This is a genomic window from Agrobacterium fabrum str. C58 (genome assembly GCF_000092025.1).
GTDB lineage: Bacteria > Pseudomonadota > Alphaproteobacteria > Rhizobiales > Rhizobiaceae > Agrobacterium > Agrobacterium fabrum.
The window spans coordinates 40,695-56,915 of sequence record NC_003063.2; the positions used below are offsets into that span (position 1 = coordinate 40,695).

13 protein-coding genes are annotated in these 16,221 nt (G+C 57.7%); 2 read left to right on the forward strand and 11 right to left on the reverse strand.

The genetic code is table 11. The annotated features are described in order from the left end of the window. The first annotated feature begins 31 nt into the window (after positions 1-31). Positions 32-976, forward strand: coding sequence for an isoaspartyl peptidase/L-asparaginase family protein (locus ATU_RS14010; protein WP_006311984.1), 945 nt, complete (start codon positions 32-34; stop codon positions 974-976). A 65-nt stretch (positions 977-1,041) separates the two neighbouring features. Here ATU_RS14010 and ATU_RS14015 read toward each other — a convergent pair whose 3' ends face one another. The 9 genes from ATU_RS14015 to ATU_RS14055 all read right to left on the reverse strand — a co-directional run bounded on the left by ATU_RS14015 (position 1,042) and on the right by ATU_RS14055 (position 11,063). Further along, on the reverse strand, positions 1,042-1,389 hold the full coding sequence (locus ATU_RS14015; RefSeq protein WP_006311983.1) for a cupin domain-containing protein: 348 nt from the start codon (positions 1,387-1,389) through the stop codon (positions 1,042-1,044). 66 nt (positions 1,390-1,455) lie between these two features. Further along, a complete protein-coding gene (locus ATU_RS14020) occupies positions 1,456-2,781 on the reverse strand; it encodes an NAD(P)/FAD-dependent oxidoreductase (protein WP_010972710.1) in 1,326 nt (441 codons plus the stop codon). 11 nt (positions 2,782-2,792) lie between these two features. After that, positions 2,793-3,683: an ABC transporter permease gene (locus ATU_RS14025; RefSeq protein WP_010972711.1), complete on the reverse strand. Its 891-nt coding sequence runs from the start codon at positions 3,681-3,683 to the stop codon at positions 2,793-2,795. Between the two features lie 41 nt (positions 3,684-3,724). Next, positions 3,725-4,675: an ABC transporter permease gene (locus ATU_RS14030; protein ID WP_010972712.1), complete on the reverse strand. Its 951-nt coding sequence runs from the start codon at positions 4,673-4,675 to the stop codon at positions 3,725-3,727. A 129-nt stretch (positions 4,676-4,804) separates the two neighbouring features. Continuing rightward, a complete protein-coding gene (locus tag ATU_RS14035) occupies positions 4,805-6,466 on the reverse strand; it encodes a peptide ABC transporter substrate-binding protein (protein WP_010972713.1) in 1,662 nt (553 codons plus the stop codon). 136 nt (positions 6,467-6,602) lie between these two features. Further along, entirely contained in the window at positions 6,603-7,934 is a 1,332-nt protein-coding gene (locus ATU_RS14040) for an NAD(P)/FAD-dependent oxidoreductase (protein ID WP_010972714.1), read from the reverse strand. A gap of 1 nt (position 7,935) precedes the next feature. Then, the gene (locus ATU_RS14045; protein ID WP_010972715.1) at positions 7,936-8,646 is read right to left on the reverse strand and encodes an SDR family NAD(P)-dependent oxidoreductase; all 711 of its coding nucleotides are present in this window, start codon (positions 8,644-8,646) and stop codon (positions 7,936-7,938) included. Beyond that, positions 8,643-9,128, reverse strand: coding sequence for a MarR family winged helix-turn-helix transcriptional regulator (locus ATU_RS14050; protein ID WP_010972716.1), 486 nt, complete (start codon positions 9,126-9,128; stop codon positions 8,643-8,645). Before ATU_RS14050 ends, ATU_RS14045 begins: the two co-directional genes overlap by 4 nt. 288 nt (positions 9,129-9,416) lie before the next feature. Continuing rightward, positions 9,417-11,063: an ABC transporter ATP-binding protein gene (locus tag ATU_RS14055; RefSeq protein ID WP_010972717.1), complete on the reverse strand. Its 1,647-nt coding sequence runs from the start codon at positions 11,061-11,063 to the stop codon at positions 9,417-9,419. A gap of 408 nt (positions 11,064-11,471) precedes the next feature. On the opposite strand from ATU_RS14055, the gene ATU_RS14060 reads away from it, so the two are divergent. Beyond that, positions 11,472-12,641: a glucoamylase family protein gene (locus ATU_RS14060; RefSeq protein ID WP_010972718.1), complete on the forward strand. Its 1,170-nt coding sequence runs from the start codon at positions 11,472-11,474 to the stop codon at positions 12,639-12,641. 199 nt (positions 12,642-12,840) lie between these two features. Here the strand turns inward: ATU_RS14060 and ATU_RS14065 are convergent, their stop codons facing one another. Together ATU_RS14065 and ATU_RS14070 are read right to left on the reverse strand one after the other, a co-directional pair. Further along, positions 12,841-14,106 (reverse strand): hypothetical protein, encoded by a 1,266-nt coding sequence (locus tag ATU_RS14065; RefSeq protein WP_010972719.1) that lies wholly within the window; start codon positions 14,104-14,106, stop codon positions 12,841-12,843. 44 nt (positions 14,107-14,150) lie between these two features. Next, positions 14,151-16,115 carry a glycosyltransferase family 2 protein gene (locus tag ATU_RS14070; RefSeq protein WP_010972720.1) on the reverse strand — a complete coding sequence of 655 codons (1,965 nt, stop codon included), beginning with the start codon at positions 16,113-16,115 and terminating at the stop codon, positions 14,151-14,153. Between the last annotated feature and the right edge of the window lie 106 nt (positions 16,116-16,221).

Here is a 16,221-nt window from a genome sequence, read left to right on the forward strand (position 1 = left end):
TGCCAAAGTTGGGCGACGAAGGAGTTATCAAATGACGAAGATCGCACTGGCCATTCACGGTGGTTGCGGCGTGATGCCGGAAGACAGCATGACGGCGGCGGAATGGGCCGCGGCCCGTGAAGATCTGGCAGCAGCGCTGCGGGCCGGTTATGGCGTGCTGAAGGCGGGCGGAACAGCGCTCGAGGCCGTTGAGGCAGCGGTCGTCGTCATGGAGGACAGCCCGCACTTCAATGCGGGACACGGGGCGGCGCTGAACGAAAACGGCATTCACGAACTCGATGCCTCGATCATGGACGGGGCCACGCTTTCGGCAGGCGCGATCAGCGCATCCCGCGCCATTCGCAATCCTGTGAAGGCGGCCCGCGCACTGATGGTGGATGAACGGGCGGTCTATCTCACAGGAGAGGCTGCGGATCGCTTTGCCACGGAGAAGGGTCTCGCCACCGAACCTCAGTCCTATTTCACCACGCAAAAACGCCTCGAGGCACTGGCAGCGATGAAGCGCCATGCAGCCACAGGCACGGAAGCGACGGAAAACGAAAAGCACGGAACCGTCGGCGCGGTGGCGCTCGATGCGGCGGGGCACCTTGCTGCGGCCACCTCAACCGGCGGCTATACCAACAAGCCGGATGGCCGGGTGGGCGACAGCCCCGTGATCGGCGCCGGCACCTATGCGCGCGACGGCGCCTGCGCGGTCTCCGGCACCGGCAAGGGTGAGTTTTTCATCCGTTATGTCGTCGGCCACGAGATCGCGTCACGCGTCGCCTATCTCGGACAGGATCTGGAAACCGCCGCCGGCAATCTCGTGCACAGGGACCTGGCTCCCTATGATATCGGTGCCGGTCTGGTCGCCATTGATGCGAAGGGCGGCATTACCGCTCCGTACAATACACCAGGCATGTTCCGCGGCTGGGTTACGGCGTCTGGAGAGGCGTTTGTGGCCACTCACGCTGAAGCTTACGCCGTCAAATTATAAGCCCGGAATTTCGTCACCATTGGAGGGGACTCCAGCTTTGGAGCGCCCCTCTTCCATATCCCATATCAAGGCTTTGGAATGACGGTGGCAAGCTTGCGGAATGAAGAGAGGATTTCGAGACGGCTTGGAACACCCTTGGCGATGCTGACGATTGAGCCCGGACCGATCTTCACCGGATCGGCGTCAGCCTGCGAATAGAGCGCCTCGCCCTCTACGACGACAAAGGTTTCCTCGAGATCGCGACCAGCGTAATTATAGATGCCGGGCTCGGCCATCCAGACGGCAACGATGGTGCCGTTTTCGACGTCGTCCTGCCATATCTGACGGCGATACGAGCCGCCGTCGCGGCCCTCCGCCGGCATTGCCGGCACAAGATCCACGTCATCGGAAATATTGAAAATCGGCATTGTCATGGGCTTTTTCCTTGCTGTGTTGGTTTGAGGACCGAGGATTGATGATGTTCGCGGCCGTGTCCGGCCTCACGCATGGGGCGGTAGTTCCATGCCCGCGAGCCTCGTGGCGATGTTGTCGCGCATGCGGTAATATCTTAGCGTCATGGCTGGCGCGAAACTCATGTAGAATGGTGCGGACTTCAGCGGCTCAACTTTCAAGGCCAGTTCGTTCTCCGGCTTTCCGAGCGCCCATTCCGAAAGAATGGAACCAAGCATGGAGCCGGTCGGCACGCCACGACCAGATAAACCGGTCAGGGCGACGACACCCGGCGACAGATCATAAAGACGCGGAACGGTGCGATATTGCATATCCAGTTCGCCGAACCAGAAATAGTCCCAGCGAATATCCGCAGAAATCTGAGGGTGCAGCCATTTCAGGCGATCGCTCATGACCTGTCGCGTATAGACGATGTCCCGCCCGCGGCGTCCCATGGGAAACATCGATGCTACAATGCGGCCTTCGGCATTGTATTTATAGACATAGATGTCACCCCGGCCGTCGTGGATCGTGGTGTTTCGCGGCAGGACAGTCCGACGTGTCTCCTCTGACAATATTTGCGTCGCGGCAACGAAAACGCGCTGAATCTTAAAGGTCTGATCGAGCTTGGGCCATCCGCCGACAGTGTAGGCTCCAGTGGTGAAGATCACCTTGGATGCGATGACCTCGCCGTGCTCTGTCCTCACCTTCCAGCCGCCGGTCGCATTGCGCTCGCAGCCGGTTACGCTCGAGCCCGTGAATATTCTTCCGCGCTCCTGAATAACCGCGCCGCCAAGCCCTCTGGCATAAGCGAGCGGATTGAGGTGGCCCGCCTCCTCGTGCAGCCACCCGCCATGGAAGCGGGGGCTCCCCGTGATGGCAGCCACCTCATCTCGGCCGAGCAGCCGGGTTTTCGCACCGACAGCATTGTAGGTCTCTACCTTACGCCTGATTTCCTCAATCGCGCCCTTGTGCGGAGCGCCCATGACATAACCGTTCTGCACCCATTCGCAGTTGATCCGGTAGTCGCGGATCATGTGCGACACCCGATCATTCGCCCGTGTTTGCCGTTCGATAAGCCGCTCGGCCCAGGTTTCGCCCAGCATCTTTCGCAGCTCGGGCAGGCTATAATGAGTGAAAGTGGGGGTACAATGCCCGGCATTTCGGCCGGAACCGCCAAACCCGATCTCCTGCCGCTCCAGAAGAACGACGTCGACCCCGGCTTTTGCCAGTTCAAGCGCGGTCGTTAGACCAGTGTAACCTGCACCGACGATACAGACGTCGGCCTGGATGCGACCGGATAGCGGTTCCGTCAGTGGCGCGGGAGCGGCTGTTGAATACCACAGCGTCACATCGAAAGGTGAGAAAGAAGCCATCGCCTTGACTCTCAATTCAGATCGGTGCGGGCATCGAGCGCATCGCGAAGCCCGTCGCCAATGAAGTTGAAGCTGGTGACGGCCAGCGTGATGGCGACACCGGGTATGATCGCGAGCCACGGAGCCTTGTCGAGATATTGCTGGGCGCCGTTCAACATATTGCCCCAGCTCGGCAGCGGCGGCTGAATGCCGTAACCAAGGAAACTGATATAGGCTTCGAGAAGAATGGCCCGCGCAACCGTCAAGGTGGCAGCGACGATGATCGGCCCGATGGCATTCGGGAGCAATTCGCGGAACATGATCCAGCCATTGGGCAAGCCGAGCATACGAGCCGCCATGACGAAATCACGTTCACGAAGTGACCGAACCTCCGCCTCGACCAGACGCGCAATTTCCATCCAGCTCGTGACGGCGATGATGAGCGTGATCATGAACGGACTTGGCTTGACAAAAGCGGCCAGTGCCAGAAGCAGGAAAATGCTCGGAAAAGAAAGAAATGCATCGACAAAGCGCATCAGGATTGCCCCGATACGTCCACCGTAATACCCGGCCACAACACCGATGACTGTCCCGATCAAGGTAGACAGCACCATGGCGAAAAAGCCGACAAGCAGTGAGATGCGACCTGCATTGAACAGTCGCGCAGCAATGTCACGTCCGAGTGGATCTGTACCGAATATATGATAGCCGGTCAGTGGCGGCGCGAAGCGTGCACGCAAATCGATGAACAATTCGTCGTAAGGCAAGAGATATGGCCCCACGACGCAGGCAAAAATCATGATCATAATCATGATGACGCCAAGTACAGCCAGCTTGTGGCGGGCAAAACGACGAAGCGTGCGGTTCTGCCACCAGTGAAACCGTGGCGCGTCCTGCGATTGTTGGAGTGTTGCAGCGGACATGATCTTTCCTTCGATTGGTTGCGCCGTCCGGCGACCAGGCCTCATCCGAGCCTGATGCGCGGATCGACCAGGGCGACCAGCAGGTCGGCAAGCAAACTGCCGAACAGCACGAGGATCGCGGAAAACATCAGGAGCCCCATCACGACGGGATAGTCGTGATAACCAAGGCTATCGAGGAACAAACGCCCCATACCTGGCCAGGTGAAGACGGTCTCCGTTACCAGGGCGCCACCGAGGATCGTCGGAAGCTGCAGGCCGGCAAGGGTGATCATCGGCAGAAGTGCGTTACCAACGACGTGTTTCATCAACACCCTGCGCGGGGTCAGCCCCTTGGCACGGGCGGTGCGGACGAAATCCTGATTGATGACGTCAAGCGTGGCCGTCCGCATGTAGCGGCTCCAGACGGCAATATTCACGAGGGCGAGCACGAGGCTCGGCATGATCAGGTGGATCGCATAATCATAGAGGGATTGATCACCGATCGTATACATATTGCCCGCCGGTAGCCATTTCAGCCGTAGCGCAAAAACATAAATCGCAACCAGGCCGAACCAGAAAGTTGGAATGGAGAGCGCAATCATCGCACCGACTGTCGCGGTGTAATCGAACAGCGTGTAGCGCTTGATGGCCCCCTTAATCCCGATCCACGTGCCAACGAGGACCGATACGACTGTCGATGAAACCATCAGAAGCAATGTCGCAAACAGATGTCCGGAAATGATGTCGAGAACCGGACGCTGGTCGCGATAGGATTTACCCCAGTCGCCCTGCAACAATCGCCAGGCCCAATCGAGATATTGGATCGGCAACGGCCGATCGAGGCCCATCTGGTGGGCGATACGGTCAAGCGCTTCCCGCGTCATGCCCGGAGTGAGGGCAAATTGCGAGAGAGGCCCGCCCGGCGCGAGATTGAGGATCGCAAAACCGATAATGGAGACAAGCAGCAAAAGCACGAGGCTCTGCCATATGCGGTGCAGAAGAAAGGTCAGCATGGGTCAAACTCCAGGTCGCATCGTCGACAGGCCTCACACCCGTCCACGAATAGCCGTCACGGCACCGGCGACCTTGACGCCGGTGCTTTCCACATAGCTCGGGCCGAGGCCCCGTTCTGTGGCTGGCCCTTACGCCAGGTGCCAGGTCGCAACGTTCCAGGTATCGATGCGTGTGTTGACATTGGGTTTGACGTTCTCGACACCCTGCTTATGCCCGCGTACCGTCGCATACTGGAAGAGCGGCAGCAGCGGCAGTTCCTTGCGCATGATCTCCTGAATCTTCAGGTAGACGGCCTTGCGCTCCTCCGGCACAAAGAGGCTGCCGCCCTTCGCAAGAAGTTCGTCAACCTCTTTGTTCGCAAACTGCCAGGTATTCTGTCCCGAACCGCCTTTCGCCGGACTCGATGTCGAGCGGAAGAAGTCCGACGTATCCGGGTCAGGACCGGTCAGGAAATCGAGCCCGACAATAACGGAATCGAACTTCGACAGCATCCAGTAGTCGCCCCACATGACGGCAGGCGGCAGGTTGGAAATGGTCATCTCCACGCCGATATCCTTAAAGGATTGCTGTATGTATTGCTGCACCTGTTCACGGATGTGATTTCCCGCCGTTGTCGAGCAGGTGAAGGCAAGCTTCACGCCATCTTTTGCTCGGACGCCATCTGCACCGGCGACCCAACCAGCATCCTCCAGCAGCTTCTTCGCTCTTTCGATGGAATATTCGTGTTTGGGCAGATCAGGATTGTAATAGAAGGACTGCTGCGGGACGTAACTTTCCGTGGGCGCCGGTAGACCGTAATAAAGCGCCTCGATGATCGATTGCTTGTCGATCGCAGCGTAAAGCGCTTCCCGGACAGCCGGATCCTTGAATTGCGGTCGCTCCATATTGAACGAGAGCGATTCAATCGTCGAGCCCGGCACGACATTGACAACCTTGCCGGACAGATCCTTGGCCTCGTCATAATGGTCGGGCGTGATCCATTGAAGGCCGACCACGTCGATATCGCCTGTCTTGAACTGGGTGTAGAGAACGTTCAGATCGGGCACGTATTTGTAGATCAAACGCTCGATATGCGGGCCGTCACCGAAATAATCGGCATTGGCTTCAAGCAGGATGTAGTCTCCGGCAACACGCTCCTTCCACTTGAAGGCGCCCGTTCCAACCGGGGCGTTGTTGTAGGCGGCCGTGTTGCGGTCAGCTTCCGCACCCAGGAGATGTTTCGGGGTAATGAATGTGGACGCGAGGATCGATGGATATGGCGCAAAGGGCTTTTCCATCTTCCAGGTGATTTCCGTTGGCGAGACCACAGTAAGATCACGCACAAACTCATGCCCGGTCTTGCGCCACGACCGGAAGTTGGGATCGACGAGCAGTTCAAGCGTGAACTTCACGTCTTCGGCTGTGAAAGGCTTTCCATCGTGCCACTTGACGTCGTCACGAAGTTTGACTTTCCAAGCGAGGCCATCGGCGGAAATACCGCCGTTTTCGACGGTCGGCACCTCGGCGGCGAGGGCAGCAACAAAAGCGCCTTTCTCATCGACATAAAAGAGTGGGTCGAAAATGCTGAAATGGATACCTTCATCAACTTCGATATGAGGCATATGGGGGTTGAAAACAGTGGGTTCCTGCGAGAACCCGACGGTCAACTGGCCTTTGGCGGACTCTCCCTGCGCCATTGCGCGGGAAAAGCCCGGAAGGCCTGAAAGGACGACACCGGATGCGCCAAGCGCCAAAAGGCCGAGTGCCTGGCGGCGGGTGGTATTCATAAGCGGCTTGTTCTGGTCGGACATTTTTAGTTCCCCTTGATCCGATGGTTGAACATGACGATTATTATTTCTTCCGCCTCTTTGGGCAGTTTGGCTCCCTTCGACAGTTGCCTGCCTTATGCCTTGACGTGACAGGTCATGTCCGTACCAGGACCTGGCCTCAGAACCCGCTGACCAGTTCGATCTTCGAACCGTCGCTGAAGCGGCTGAAACGGAAATCGTAGCGATCGACGATCGGAGTGCGGCCGGTGACAATATCGGCCATGAGTTTTCCGGCCGCCGGACCTATTCCGAAACCATGTCCCGAAAAACCCGTGGCGACATGGAAACCCGGAATCGCATCGATGGCGTCGATGACCGGAATGGCGTCCGGCGTCACATCGATCATGCCCGCCCAGCGTTGCGCGATTTCTGCCTTCTCGAAGACGGGAAATGCCTGCTTGAGCTTTGCAAGGGCGCCGTCCGTCATCTTCGTCGACGGAACTGGATCGAGCACCCGATTATATTCGAAGGGCGATGGCTCATCGAGCTTCCAGCGGCGCGGCATACGCCACTCATCGTAAAACCTGCCCGTCAGACGCAGATCGAGCGAACGCCACTCGTGCCGCAACGCCGGCAGGAATTTCGCCGCATAACGGAAAGACGCCGGAACGATATCGACGATATTCTGGAAGCCGTTTGCGATTGTATATCCGCCGTCGAGGCGTTTGCGGATCGCAAAGCCGTTTGACCAGATCGCCTGTTCCGGCCCGCCCTCCAGCGGCTTTGTCCTCAGCACGGAGTTCATTACCTTGAGCTGTGGTAGATCAAGTCCGTTGTTGCCCAGAAACAGGCTCGACCATGCGCCGCCTGCCATGACGGCCGCTTTGCAGGCAATTTCACCCCGTTCCGTCACCACACCGGAGACCTTGCCGCCGGAAAGCTGCAACCCACGCACAGCACATTCCGTCAGGATAAAGGCACCGCGATCGCGTGCCGCTTCCGCAATCGCGGGCGCGGCTCGCTGCGGTTCAGCGCGGCAGTCCCCGGCAGTGTAAAGCGCCCCCGCAACATTCATGTCTGAGCCGGGATACTTCGCCTTGAATTCCGCCGCGCTTAGCATGCGGCTTTCAATCTGATATCCCTCCAGATTGCGGTTCCAGCGTTCGTGCTCGGAAAATTCCTTGTCATTGGCGCAGGTGAAGACGATGCCGGATTGTTTAAAACCGGTCTCCCGGCCGGTCCGGCGATTGAGATCGGCCCAGATCCGAAGCGCCTCCGCCATCAACGGTACTTCCCGCGGATCGCGACGGGAAATGCGGACCCATCCCCAGTTTCGGCTCGACTGCTCGTGCCCAATGCCGCCTTTTTCACAAAGGGCGACACGCAGCCCCTGATCGATGAGTTCGAGCGCAGTGGAGGTGCCGACGATGCCGCCGCCTATGACGACGACATCGACTTCTTTCGGTAGTTCCGCATCGCCATGAACGGGGACGACATAAGGACCGGGCATGTCAGAAAAACTCCTCAAGCTGACAATTGATGGCGAATTCGGCGACGGAAGCCTCGTTCGGAAGGGAGAGCAGCATGGCAATGATGCGGCCGAGATCCGTGGGCTGGGTCATCTGCTCGGCCGGCCGCTCGGACAAAGCGGCAGCCATATCGGTTGCGACAAATCCCGGGCAAACCGCCGTAGCACGCACCCCTTTCTCAAAGCCCGCCTGCCGAATGGCATGGGCAAGGGCGACAGCGGCAAATTTGGAGAGCGAATAACTGCCCGCCGATGCCGACTTGACGCGCTTTCCCGAAAGGGAGGCAAGGATGATCACGCGGCCACGACCGCTTTCGCACAGGGCGTTCCAAGCGGCTTTCACCAGTCTTCGCGGCGCCTTGACGTTCACGGAAAGCATGGCGTCGATATCGTCGTCATTCGCCTCGATCACCGTCTTCGGGATCATGATGCCGGCGTTCGCGACGATCGCATCGATGCGACCGAAATGCCGGAGAGCGTCTTCCGTCCAGCGCGTTTCAGCGGCATCGTTCGCATCATAGCTGAACAGATGAACGTCTTTCTCGCGACCAACAGCCCAGGACGGCAGGACAGGCGTACGCATGCCGAGTGACACCAGCCAACCTTGCTGCAGAAGCGCTGCACCAATGTGATCTCCGATACCCCGGCTGGCACCCGAGATGAGAGCAACCCGCCCTCCTCGCCGATCTGTCATGATAGCCCCACGATGTGACGGTAGGCACGACGCAAAATGTCGATCACCTGTTTCTGTTCGTCTTCCGGAATGAAGGAGAAGAAGTCGCGCGATTGCTGCGGAACGATTTCCCGGATTTTCAAGGCGAGTGCTGACCCCGCCGCGGTGATGTAGAGTTCCTGCGCCCGGCTATCGTCCGGCGACACCTCCCGGCGAATCAGGTCGTGTGACACCATCTGATCGATGACCCTTCCCATAGCGGAACGGTCCCGCATCGTCAGATGCGCAATCACTGAAGGGCGGATTCCGGGATAATCGTCGACAAGCAGCAAAGTCGTGATTTTTCCAGTTCCCTTCGCCACATCCAGCCCCTCCAGCCGGTTGTCCAGATCTCGCGATACGGCGAGATTGATCGTGCGGATATAGAAGCTCAGCGTGTCTTCAAGCACGTCGAGATTGATGTCGGTAGGCGATACAGGCGGTTTGGCTGTAGGTTTGGACATGTGTTTTCCGTTCGAATGGTCAAAAAAGAAGATTTACGAATGCGCTTTCCCCGCGCACCGCGATGGAGCTTTCGACCATGTCGTATTGCAGTTTTGTGACTATATGAAATGACAGTTAGTGGATAAACGCAACTATTTTTTGCAAAAATTCTTAAATTATTCATTTAAATCAATTGCTTATAAACTCAACCCGATGCGCCGCAGGATCGAAGAGATCCGGCGTTCGAAAATATCTCGAAACATCGCGCGATACGAAAATCCCTCGGGTCAGTCAGCCCGAGAGGCTTTTCACATGTGGGCTACCTCGGCCGATGGTTCCCAGTCTGCGCCAGGAATGGCTGCAACGAGTTTTTGCGTATAGGGATGCGTGGGTGCGCGGAAGATTTTCGTCGGAGGTCCCTGCTCTACCACTGTTCCCTTGTGCATGACGAGGACGTCATCGCAAATCTGGCTTGCGACCCTCAGGTCATGAGTGATGAAGATCATTGCCACCTTCATTTCCCTTTGCACGCGGGCCAGAAGCTCCAGAACCTGGGCCTGTATGGAAACGTCAAGGGCAGACACGGCTTCGTCAGCCACCAGAACAACCGGATCGAACATCAGGGCACGGGCAATTCCGATGCGCTGGCGCTGTCCGCCGGAGAATTCATGCGGAAAACGGTCATAAGCCTGCTCATCCAGACCAACGAGTTTCAGAATTCCAAGGGCTTTTGTTCTCGCCTCATGCAAGGCCATTCCATGGGCAAGCGGACCGACCGTCAAAATCTTGCCAATGGTATGGCGCGGATTGAGCGAAGCAAATGGATCCTGAAAGATCATCTGAATATAGGGTCGCAAAGCTCGAAACGCACTTTCGTCCATCGTCGCGATATCGCGGCCGTCGAAGCGAATGGCCCCGCCATCCGGGTCAAGCAACTTCAGCAACACGCGTCCGAGGGAAGATTTGCCCGATCCGCTTTCCCCGACGACGCCGAGGGTCTGTCCTTTTCGAAGCTTGAAACTCACATTGTTCACGGCCTTGACGGTGCGGGCCTTGCGGAAAAACGATCCTGAGCTTCGGTATTCCTTCTCGAGGTTTTCCACCTCGAGAACAACGGGAACTTCCTCATCGATCGAACGCTCGACACTGCGCATTCGCGGAACCGCCGCAACCAGCCGCTGGGTGTAAGGGTGAACGGGATTGATAAGAACCTGATCCGCTCGCCCCTGCTCAACGAGATATCCCTTCTCCATCACCACGACGCGATCGGCAATTTCCGCCACGACCCCGAAGTCATGGGTGATGAACATCACACTCATATTTTTTCGTTTCTGAATTTTGCGGATGAGCTCAAGAATTTGTGCCTGAGTGGTCACATCAAGTGCGGTCGTGGGCTCATCTGCGATCAGCACATCCGGATCAAGCGCCAGCGCCATGGCGATCATGACGCGCTGGCGCTGCCCGCCAGACAGGCGGAATGGATATTGGAGCCGCATCAACAGCGGGTCGGGAAGGCCGACCTCTTCCAGCAGCTCCAGAACCTTGGCGTTACGGGTCTCACGCGTGCCGACACCGTGCGCTTCAAGTACCTCGGCAACCTGATCGCCGACGGTCATCAACGGATTGAGTGCTGAAAGCGGGTCCTGGAAAATGATAGACACAGCCTGGCCACGCAAAGGCCGGATCTTCTCCTCCTTCGCCGCGAGTATATCCATTCCCTTGAATTGAATTTCTCCGGAACTGACGGTGATGACAGGCGACAGCAGCCCCATGATCGTGCTTGCGGTGACGGACTTGCCGGATCCGGATTCACCGATAATGCAAAGGATCTCACCTGCGTGGAGGTCGAACGAAATATCTTTGACCGCGTGGCTGCGCTCCATTCCTCGCGGCAAATCCACCGTGAGATTACGAACGGAAAGCACCACGTCGGCCGACGTGGTTGAATGCGACATAAGTTCCCCTTGTTTTTTTGTAACTTTGTTCGCTTTGGCCGACGTCTTCACGCCGGAGACAAGATGGTGGACTATATCCACTATCTTGTCTAGCGGTAAGGCCGTGGCTTCGCCAACTGTTTGCTATTGTGCCGCCGACGACCGCAGGCGTGTCAAATTTTAGAGCGAAGCGCTTGTCACATGCTCCGTGAGGTCGTTCGACCAAGGCTTTCGGACGTTCCGCTCAGGGATTTGGAATAAGCGGGCGAGTCGGATAAGCCTTGCTCTGGATCCGCGCCAGGTTGCAGCAGATCACCGAGGTTGGAAGTGTCAGACGAATTTTCTGCTCAACTTGATGGCTTGCATCACAGTGCCTTCGACTATTTCTGGTCCGGCAGCCATCCGGAAAGCGGACTTCCGAGGGATCGCATGCGTTCCGACGGTCTGCCAATCCACGAGATCACCTCCATATCGGGAGTGGGCTTCGGGTTTCTCGCGCTTGTCGTCGGCGTTCATCGCGCGTGGATAACGAGGCAGGAGGGCGCCGATCGGGCAAACCGCATGTTGCGATCGCTCGGCGCGGTAAAACGATTTCACGGTGCCTTTCCCCATTTCATCCAGACGGCTGGCGGAAAGACAATTCCCTTCGCGAAGTTCGATGATGGCGGGGACCTCGTCGAGACGGCTCTCCTCGTTCAGGGGCTGATTTGCGCCCGGGAGTTCTTCGACAGGCAGACAGCCGATGAAATCGATCTACGCCGATCCGTCGCCGACATCGTCGAGACGGTGGAGTGGGCCTGGTTCACACAGGGAAAACGCGGACCGCTCTTCTGGCACTGGAGCCCCCGATACGGCTGGGCGAAGAACCTTCCTATCGTCGGCTGGAATGAGGCTCTCGTCAGTTACGTGCTGGCGGCAGGATCAACTGCTGACGCGATAGACCCGGCATCCTATCACGCCGGCTGGGCGCGAAATGGGGAAATCACGAACGGCACGACCTATCTTGGCGTCCGACTGCCGCTTGGCGAGCCCTTTGGAGGCCCGCTTTTTCTGTCGCATTACTCGTTCTGCACGCTCGATCCGCGCGGTCTGGGGGATGTCTATTGCAGCGATTATCTCGAACAGGTGCATGCGCATAGTCTGATCAACTATCGCTATTGCAGCACTCGCTACGCGCCTGAAGACGGATGGGGTCTGTCCGCCTGCGATGGGCCGAAAGGGTATGTTGTCAACTCTCCGACGGATGATCACGGTATCATTGCGACGACGGCTGCACTCTCCAGCATGCCTTTTCTGCCGCTCCGATCAAAACAGGCGGCCGAGCGCTTTCTGCAATGGCATGGCGGCGCGCTGGTGGGTCGCTTTGGACTCATGGATTCCTTCGAGCCGACAACCGGCTGGGTCTCCAAAACACATCTCGCCATCAACCAGGGCCCTGTTGTTGCCATGATGGAGAACCATCGAAGCGGACTTATCTGGGATTTGTTCATGAACGCGCAGGAGATTCAAACCGGCCTGTGCCGGCTCGGCTTCCGAAACGCATCGCAACAGGCAAGGCGGGAAATCGACGCTGCCACGGTTCGAGCTATCCCAAAATAGCGGCAGGCATATGAAACCGGATTGGAAGCGGAACCGTTTTACGTCCCGCGCATTTGATAAGCGGGCGAACTGTTCCCCTCCGCCCCCTCCTTACAAGCGCGTAAGGTCCGCACTATTGCAGCCCTCCTGACGGAGGGTTTTTTTTGCGCGAACGCCCCCAGATAATCGAAAGATCAAACTCCGTTACAGCGTTCCGGCATTATTCTGCCTCGTGCATCCTTGAAACTCCCCTCCTGACGAACGGATTCCAGCCTTTCGCAGCGAGTATCCCCCATGCCGTCGCGCCGACGTGAGGTAACCGGAAATATTTGAAATCTGCGGATGTGGAGTCCGGGCCTATTTTCAAACCCGTCGTTAATTCCGGACCCGACGTGGCATAGACAAGGCTCTCCGGCGACAATTCCGCTCCAATCGTATCAAGAAGCGCGTCCGAGCGAGCGCGATGCCCCGCAATCTCGAACGCCAGTGCAGCCTGCGCCGTGCCTTCCAGCCATATGCCATCCCGGTCGTCGTTGAAATCAAAACCGCCATCAACGGCATAATGACGATCGACCCAATCGAGAACATGGTCCGCGCGCGCGCGGAATTTCGGCACGGCCATGATCGGCCAAAGTTCGGAATCAATGCCGGACTGGCTGGTGTTTGGCGTGTCGCCACCGGGCAAACTGCCGACGTAAAAACGACCCTCACCATCGTTCCACATGGCATTGAGAAAAGACAACGCCCGGTCCTGCACGGATCGCCAGTCCTTCGCCTGGTCGATCTCGCTCAGCCAGGCTGCAGCGGCAAAGACGTCAAGATTATGCTCCGTCGATTTCCAGTCGAGATGTATTGGTTGGGCATCCTGCCCGAACGTCCCGCCCGTAAAACCGAGACCGCCTGTTCCAACGGTATTCTGGTTGATCCACTCGATGAGTGACGACGCAGCCGAGAGATAGGATTTATCTCCCGAACGATCAAAAGCGGCGAGAAACGCCAGTGCTGCCCAGGCAAGATTTCCGGTAGCGCTTCCGACCTGATAGTCGTCCTCCATCCAAGCCTTGCGGCCCTCGTTCCAGAAACCCGGCAGGAGCATGGAGCCCTGATACACATCGACAGCACCGGCACGGTAGGCATTCCGCACCCGCCCATCGCGATAGGTCCGGTCGTGCCCAAGCGCATAACGCAGAGCCTCGACGATCCTCAGCGCCTTGTCATCCTTTCCACAGGCGAAAAGCGCAATCGAGGCAAGCGCATTATCATAGGTGAAAGCCGTATTTGACAGCGCCGGATCGAGCGGCTTCTGTGACGGACCCGGCTCGAAGCTGCGGAGCAAAAACGGTGCGGTTGATTGGTCCATCCTGCCCGCAAGGCCGTCACACAGCTTTGCCGCGAGACCAGTACGATCCGCTATTTTCCCGGCCGCCGCCGTAGACGTCATCGCGAAAACCATCAAAAGCGTCGCGATCATGTTTCGGATGCTCATCCCGACGAACCCTTTCGCGCTGTTGCAAATTCCTACGGGTCCATTCACCCGAATGCCCGTGCGAGAAGAATCCGCATGGATTTCATCAGGTCGCCCTGTTCCGCGACATTTTCAGGAGCCTTGCGAAACAACAGGCGCAAAATGGACCGGCGCTGCTCGTCGCTTGGATGAATATCGAACTTTCCGGAGTTCTGCGCGTGCTCCGCAGGGCTGATCCGCATCCACCCCGCCTCCGGTACGAAAACATCCGTTACATCGCTGGAAGACGGAACCGCAGCCAGTGTGATGTTTTCGGTTGAGAGGCCGGTGATACGCACCGGTCTCGTCGAGGATGCGGACCGCAACTGCCCGCGAAAATCCACTCCGATCATTTCCTCCTTGCCGAAACGCGGCAATTCAATGCAGCAAATGAAGCTGGTGAATGCGATCACCATCGCGACGGCGGACCAGATCAGATTGAGGCAGTCCCGCGAGGACAGCTCGGACGGAGCATCCAGACCATAGACAGCCAGCACGATGGAGACGGCCGAAGACAGGGTCACGAAAGCGAAAAAAATCGCCGTCGGGAGGTGGACACGGACCTGGGATCGGTCTCCTCCCTTTTCGGTGACTTTGAACGGGCGCCCGAACGGTTTACGGATTGCCTGAAAAAGCGTGATGGTAATGGGTACGGCGGTCAGGGCGTGGGTGACTTCGGTGAAGAGAGGAAGCGTCCTCTTGCCGGATATCCAGGTGGAATAGGTCCAGAAAAGCGCAAGAGATGACAGGCCGAGCTTCATGAACATCAGCTCATCGGCCTGCAGCGCCGATACACCCGTCAGCCAATAGATGGACGGTGCAAGCAGCAGGCACAGGATAAACGGCTTCGACAGCCAGCAGAAAAGTCCATGCAGATAGTGCAGCCGCTGCGTCAGCGTAAAATTTCCACGCCAGAGAGGTCCGGTCCGCAAAAGCCCGATCTGGATCGTGCCGAGACACCAGCGGGTGCGCTGGGTGATGTATTCGGGTACACCTTCCGCCGACAATCCAACGCTCAACTTCTCATTCAGCCAGCGCGTGACATATCCCCTTTCCATCAGGCGATATGTCAGCAGCATGTCTTCGGAAAGCGCATCCGAAGGGAAACCGCCAATACCATTTACCGCGGCGCGGCGTACGACGAAGCTGGTGCCGACGCAAAAAGCGCAACCAACGGCATCCTTGGCCGGCTGGAAGACGTCGAAGAAGACCCGCTGGTCGTCCACGAAGCTCTTGTCGATACCGAGATTGTGCTGAATTGGATCACTGTTGAAATAGAATTGAGGCGTCTGGACGACAGCCACCTTCGGGTCCGAAAAGAGACCCGTCACGCGCCGCAGGAAGTTTGCCTGGGGGGCAAAATCCGCATCGAGGACCATGATGAAGTCGGAAACCTCTTCCAGCGCATTGGTGTGGAGCAGCGCATTGTTGAGATTGCCTGCCTTGGCGTGCTTGTTGTCGGGACGTGTGACGTAGTTCACGCCCACGGCTTCGCAATAGGTTCTTACCTCTGCGCGACGTGTGTCGTCACAGACGAAGACGCGCAGTCGAGGATAATCCATCGCCTGCGCGGCGATGATGGATTTTTCGAGAACGTTCAGCGGCTCGTTGTAAGTGCAGATAAACACATCGACGAGCGGCGCATGCGGGTTGCCTGCAAGATATGCCTCTCCCTGATCGGCAACGGCTGACCAGTCGGTCCGGCGAAGAAGTATGAGGATGGACCCCATGGCGTAAAGCACCGAGATCAGCTCGAAGGTGAAATAGGTGTAGCACCAGAGCGTTTCGAGGGAGAATTCCAGCGGCGGCAAGGTATCCGTTGCCCGCCATACGATATAGACACCAAGCGATAGCAACATGATGATGCTGAAGGCCAACCTGTCGACCATCTTTCTGGGATCAGCGAGAAGGGCAAACAGGATCGCCCCAATCGCAATCGTCAGGTTCACATAAAGCACCGACTGAACGTCACCTTCAGCACTGAAATACATCGCCCTAACCTCGCAGTTGGTCGGCTGCGCGTCGGGTTCCGGGCGCGCATCTGAACATCATCTTTGAAAAAGAAGAACTGCCCTGCGGGTATAGGAGTGAACCCGC

Excerpts from the sequence above, each read along its gene's own strand:
- ATU_RS14025 (WP_010972711.1), bottom strand. The coding sequence starts at position 3,683 with ATGTCCGCTGCAACACTCCAACAATCGCAGGACGCGCCACGGTTTCAC.
- ATU_RS14035 (WP_010972713.1), bottom strand. The coding sequence starts at position 6,466 with ATGTCCGACCAGAACAAGCCGCTTATGAATACCACCCGCCGCCAGGCA.
- ATU_RS14050 (WP_010972716.1), bottom strand. The coding sequence starts at position 9,128 with ATGTCCAAACCTACAGCCAAACCGCCTGTATCGCCTACCGACATCAAT.
- ATU_RS14010 (WP_006311984.1), top strand. The coding sequence starts at position 32 with ATGACGAAGATCGCACTGGCCATTCACGGTGGTTGCGGCGTGATGCCG.
- ATU_RS14020 (WP_010972710.1), bottom strand. The coding sequence starts at position 2,781 with ATGGCTTCTTTCTCACCTTTCGATGTGACGCTGTGGTATTCAACAGCC.
- ATU_RS14045 (WP_010972715.1), bottom strand. The coding sequence starts at position 8,646 with ATGACAGATCGGCGAGGAGGGCGGGTTGCTCTCATCTCGGGTGCCAGC.
- ATU_RS14065 (WP_010972719.1), bottom strand. The coding sequence starts at position 14,106 with ATGAGCATCCGAAACATGATCGCGACGCTTTTGATGGTTTTCGCGATG.
- ATU_RS14060 (WP_010972718.1), top strand. The coding sequence starts at position 11,472 with ATGCGTTCCGACGGTCTGCCAATCCACGAGATCACCTCCATATCGGGA.
- ATU_RS14040 (WP_010972714.1), bottom strand. The coding sequence starts at position 7,934 with ATGCCCGGTCCTTATGTCGTCCCCGTTCATGGCGATGCGGAACTACCG.
- ATU_RS14015 (WP_006311983.1), bottom strand. The coding sequence starts at position 1,389 with ATGACAATGCCGATTTTCAATATTTCCGATGACGTGGATCTTGTGCCG.
- ATU_RS14070 (WP_010972720.1), bottom strand. The coding sequence starts at position 16,115 with ATGTATTTCAGTGCTGAAGGTGACGTTCAGTCGGTGCTTTATGTGAAC.
- ATU_RS14055 (WP_010972717.1), bottom strand. The coding sequence starts at position 11,063 with ATGTCGCATTCAACCACGTCGGCCGACGTGGTGCTTTCCGTTCGTAAT.
- ATU_RS14030 (WP_010972712.1), bottom strand. The coding sequence starts at position 4,675 with ATGCTGACCTTTCTTCTGCACCGCATATGGCAGAGCCTCGTGCTTTTG.